2 protein-coding genes, 1 tRNA gene and 2 rRNA genes (1 of these 5 cut by a window edge) are annotated in these 4,590 nt (G+C 58.6%); 3 read left to right on the forward strand and 2 right to left on the reverse strand.

Annotated features, from left to right (window positions below):
• The 3 genes from HSX43_RS14730 to HSX43_RS14740 all read left to right on the forward strand — a co-directional run.
• Positions 1–2,558: ribosomal RNA gene (locus tag HSX43_RS14730) — 23S ribosomal RNA — on the forward strand; it begins 272 nt to the left of the window's first position.
• 209 nt (positions 2,559–2,767) lie between these two features.
• Positions 2,768–2,882 (forward strand): 5S ribosomal RNA (gene rrf / locus HSX43_RS14735).
• Between the two features lie 124 nt (positions 2,883–3,006).
• Positions 3,007–3,083: transfer RNA gene (locus tag HSX43_RS14740), tRNA-Met, on the forward strand.
• On the opposite strand, the gene HSX43_RS20030 is transcribed toward HSX43_RS14740, so the two are convergent.
• Both HSX43_RS20030 and HSX43_RS20035 read right to left on the reverse strand, forming a co-directional pair.
• A complete protein-coding gene (locus tag HSX43_RS20030; protein WP_407929384.1) occupies positions 3,040–4,083 on the reverse strand; it encodes a recombinase family protein in 1,044 nt (347 codons plus the stop codon). The genes HSX43_RS14740 and HSX43_RS20030 overlap by 44 nt on opposite strands.
• Positions 4,053–4,439 (reverse strand): recombinase family protein, encoded by a 387-nt coding sequence (locus tag HSX43_RS20035; RefSeq protein WP_179380898.1) that lies wholly within the window; start codon positions 4,437–4,439, stop codon positions 4,053–4,055. Before HSX43_RS20035 ends, HSX43_RS20030 begins: the two co-directional genes overlap by 31 nt.
• Positions 4,440–4,590 lie beyond the last annotated feature (151 nt).

Below are 4,590 nucleotides of genomic sequence, written 5' to 3' on the forward strand. Positions count from 1 at the left end.
TCCCCTAGTAGCGGCGAGCGAACGGGGACCAGCCGAGCCTGATAAGTGATCAGAAGGACCTGGGAAGGTCCGCCAGAGTGGGTGACAGCCCCGTATGAGAAGCTTTGAGGGACGTATTAAGTAGGGCGGGACACGTGAAATCCTGTCTGAAGATCGGAGGACCACCTTCGAAGGCTAAGTACTCCTTGCTGACCGATAGCGAACCAGTACCGTGAGGGAAAGGTGAAAAGCACCCCGACGAGGGGAGTGAAACAGTACCTGAAACCGGACGCCTACAAGCAGTGGGAGGGCCCTTGAGGCCTGACCGCGTACCTTTTGTATAATGGGTCATCGACTTGGTCTTACGAGCAAGCTTAAGCCGATAGGTGTAGGCGCAGCGAAAGCGAGTCTTAATAGGGCGTTTTAGTTCGTGGGATCAGACCCGAAACCGAGTGATCTAGGCATGACCAGGTTGAAGGTTGGGTAACACCAACTGGAGGACCGAACCCACACCTGTTGAAAAAGGTCGGGATGAGTTGTGCCTAGGGGTGAAAGGCCAATCAAACTCGGAGATAGCTGGTTCTCCGCGAAATCTATTTAGGTAGAGCGTCATCCGAATACCCCGGGGGGTAGAGCACTGGATGGGTAATGGGGCCCCACAGGCTTACTGATCCTAACCAAACTCCGAATACCCGGGAGTACTAGATGGCAGACACACGGCGAATGCTAACGTCCGTCGTGAAGAGGGAAACAACCCTGACCTCCGGCTAAGGCCCCTAATTCATGGCTAAGTGGGAAAGCAGGTGGGACGACCAAAACAACCAGGAGGTTGGCTTAGAAGCAGCCATCCTTTAAAGATAGCGTAACAGCTCACTGGTCTAAACAAGTTGTCCTGCGGCGAAGATGTAACGGGGCTCAAGCCATGAGCCGAAGCCGAGGATGCACATAGTGCATGGTAGCGGAGCGTAGTGTGACATAGCTCTTTGCTTCTTTGGCACCTCTCGGGGTGCCCTGGAAGCGTGGAGCTTTCGATGAAGCCCGGGCGTGAGCCATCGGGTGGAGAGATCACTAGCGAGAATGATGACATGAGTAGCGACAAACAGGGTGAGAGACCCTGTCGCCGAAAGTCCAAGGGTTCCTGCTTAAAGCTAATCTGAGCAGGGTAAGCCGACCCCTAAGGCGAGGCCGAAAGGCGTAGTCGATGGGAACCGGGTTAATATTCCCGGGCCAGTGAGAAGTGACGGATCGCAGGTGTTGTTCATCCTTATCGGATTGGATGGGCAGCTGAGCGGTTCCTGGAAATAGCCTCACATGAGATCGTACCCGAAACCGACACAGGTGGACTGGTAGAGAATACCAAGGCGCTTGAGAGAACGATGTTGAAGGAACTCGGCAAAATACCTCCGTAAGTTCGCGAGAAGGAGGCCCGGTTCCTAGGCAACTAGGGGCTGGGGGCACAAACCAGGGGGTGGCGACTGTTTACTAAAAACACAGGGCTCTGCGAAGTCGCAAGACGACGTATAGGGTCTGACGCCTGCCCGGTGCCTGAAGGTTAAAAGGAGGAGTGCAAGCTCTGAATTGAAGCCCAGGTAAACGGCGGCCGTAACTATAACGGTCCTAAGGTAGCGAAATTCCTTGTCGGGTAAGTTCCGACCTGCACGAATGGCGTAACGACTTCCCCGCTGTCTCCAACATCGACTCAGCGAAATTGAATTACCTGTCAAGATGCAGGTTACCCGCGGTTAGACGGAAAGACCCCGTGCACCTTTACTACAGCTTCAGACTGGTATCAGGCCAGGCATGTGCAGGATAGGTGGTAGGCTTCGAAGCGTGAACGCCAGTTTGCGTGGAGCCTTCCTTGAGATACCACCCTTGCCTCGCTTGATATCTAACCGCGGTCCGTCATCCGGATCCGGGACCCTCTGTGGCGGGTAGTTTGACTGGGGCGGTCGCCTCCTAAAGAGTAACGGAGGCGCGCGAAGGTTGGCTCAGAGCGGTCGGACATCGCTCGTTGAGTGCAATGGCAGAAGCCAGCCTGACTGCGAGACTGACAAGTCGAGCAGAGTCGAAAGACGGCCATAGTGATCCGGTGGTCCCAAGTGGGAGGGCCATCGCTCAACGGATAAAAGGTACGCCGGGGATAACAGGCTGATGATGCCCAAGAGTCCATATCGACGGCATCGTTTGGCACCTCGATGTCGGCTCATCTCATCCTGGGGCTGGAGCAGGTCCCAAGGGTACGGCTGTTCGCCGTTTAAAGAGGTACGTGAGCTGGGTTTAGAACGTCGTGAGACAGTTCGGTCCCTATCTTCCGTGGGTGTAGGATACTTGAGAGGAGTTGCCCCTAGTACGAGAGGACCGGGGTGAACGATCCACTGGTGGACCAGTTGTCATGCCAATGGCAATGCTGGGTAGCTATGATCGGACAGGATAACCGCTGAAGGCATCTAAGCGGGAAGCCCCCCTCAAAACAAGGTATCCCTGAGGACCGTGGCAGACCACCACGTCGATAGGCCGGAGATGTAAGCGCAGCAATGCGTTCAGTTGACCGGTACTAATTGTCCGATAGGCTTGATTTGATCCAGTAGCAGACTGGCTCCGGCGTGCCCGCGAGGCGCACGCCATGCAAGATCAAGAGCATACACACCACACTCAGATGCTTGGCTTGGAAACCGATGTGACATCCCGGCGCGTAAAGCGGCCAGCGGGTGGGACCGCGCCCTTCTTCGAAGGACGCTCATCCCACTCCGGACCTCGCTTTGCGAGGCCGGTGGGTGTGTTTGTTCGGTTTGGTGGTCATAGCGCAAGCAAAACACCCGGTCCCATCCCGAACCCGGCCGTTAAGTGCTGTAGCGCCGATGGTACTGCGTCTTAAGGCGTGGGAGAGTAGGTCACCGCCAAACCTAACAAACACACCCGATATCTCTCGAAAAACGATGACAAGACACCGCGCTCAAACCACCCTCCGGGCGGGAGCGCAAAACACAGCGCTCAAGCAGCCCCTCCGGGCGGTAGCGCAAAAAGTGTCGCGGGATGGAGCAGCTCGGTAGCTCGTCAGGCTCATAACCTGAAGGTCGTAGGTTCAAATCCTACTCCCGCAACCACCGTCCCTTGCCAAGAACGAACGCCCGATCGGCGAGCCATGGCCGGGCCGCTGCTGTACTTGCCGCACAGCCCCAGAATACCCGCCAGCTCCCCCTGAAGCGCGACGACGTGCCCATTCGGCGCATCCGTGTCCGGCGTCAGTACGATCCGATCGATCAGCCCACGGATCAGCTCGCCGGCTTCGGTCTTCGCGCCCTCCTCATTCAGAGCCGCAATCAGACCCTCGACCTTCCTCGCGAACACGTCCGCCAGTCCTGGGTGCAGGAGCACGGGTTCCTCAGCGGGCAGGGCGGCCAATGCGGCTTCCAACTCGGCCTTGCGCGTCTCCAGCCCGTCGATCTTCGCCTTCATGCTCGACTGGAACATGCCTTGGGCGATGGCCTCGACGATGTTGTCGATCTCACCTTTGACCTTGGTCAGTTCCTGCTTCGCCTTCGCGCGATCGGCTTCGGAAGACCGTCGATCCCGCTTCGCCTCTTCCTGGAACGTCTCGATGAAGGTCCGGATCATGTCCGGGGCCATGAGGCGTTTGCGTAGCCCGCCCAGGACGCGTTCCTCGAGATCGACACGCTTCAGGGTCTTGCGGTTCTCGCAGGTCCCCCGATTGCGCGCCGCCGAGCATCCCATTCGCTCCGCGCTGATCATGATGTAGTTGGCCCCGCACATCCCGCACTCGGCCGTTCCCGTCAGAAGGTACTGCGCCCGCCGAGCCTTGTGTGCTTGGGGACCATCACCTCGATCGCGCGCCTCGAAGATCTCGGACCGCGTGGCTCCCTGCCGGGCCTTCACCTCGTCCCAAAGATCCTGATCGACGATGCGCAGGTCCGGGACGTCTTCGCGGATCCAGGCCTCCGGAGGATTGGGAAAGGCTTGGCGCTTTCCGCTGCCCGGATCCTTCACGAAGCGCTGCCGGTTCCAGATCCGCGCGCCGATGTAGAGCTCGTTGTTCAGGATGCCCGTCCCGCGCTTCAGTTTCCCGAGATCGTCGAGAAGGACCACGACGATCCGCGCGGCGCGGCGATGACCTCGGCGTTGAGTTCGATCGCGATGCTTCGGGCGCTTTGTCCAGCGGCATAGGCCGAGAAGACCCGCCGGACGACCTCGGCTTCGGAAGCGTTTACAGCGAGGTCGCCGGCGGTGAGCGTCCCGTCCGGAAGCGCCGTCCTGACGACGTCGTAGCCGTAGCTCTTGCCCCTGGCCGACTTGCCGCTGCGGACACGGCCTTCGAGGCCCCGATGGGTCTTCTGGGCGAGGTTTTTGAGGAACAAGGCGTTCATCGTGCCGCCGAGGCCGATATGGAACTCCGTGATCGTCCCCTCGGCTTTCGTGATGATCTCCACGCCAAAGAATTGCATGCGCTTGAAGAAGCCGGAGATGTGTTCGAGTGAGGTGCTCCCCGATCCTTGGACAGGATCTGGCGTTTTCTAAGCTACTCTCTGGGCCTCCTGGTCGGGTTGCATGATCGTCGTGCCGGCGCGGTAGACCACGTCCGGTGGTTGTCCGTCG

This window comes from Jannaschia marina, from assembly GCF_013404595.1.
Lineage (GTDB): Bacteria > Pseudomonadota > Alphaproteobacteria > Rhodobacterales > Rhodobacteraceae > Jannaschia > Jannaschia marina.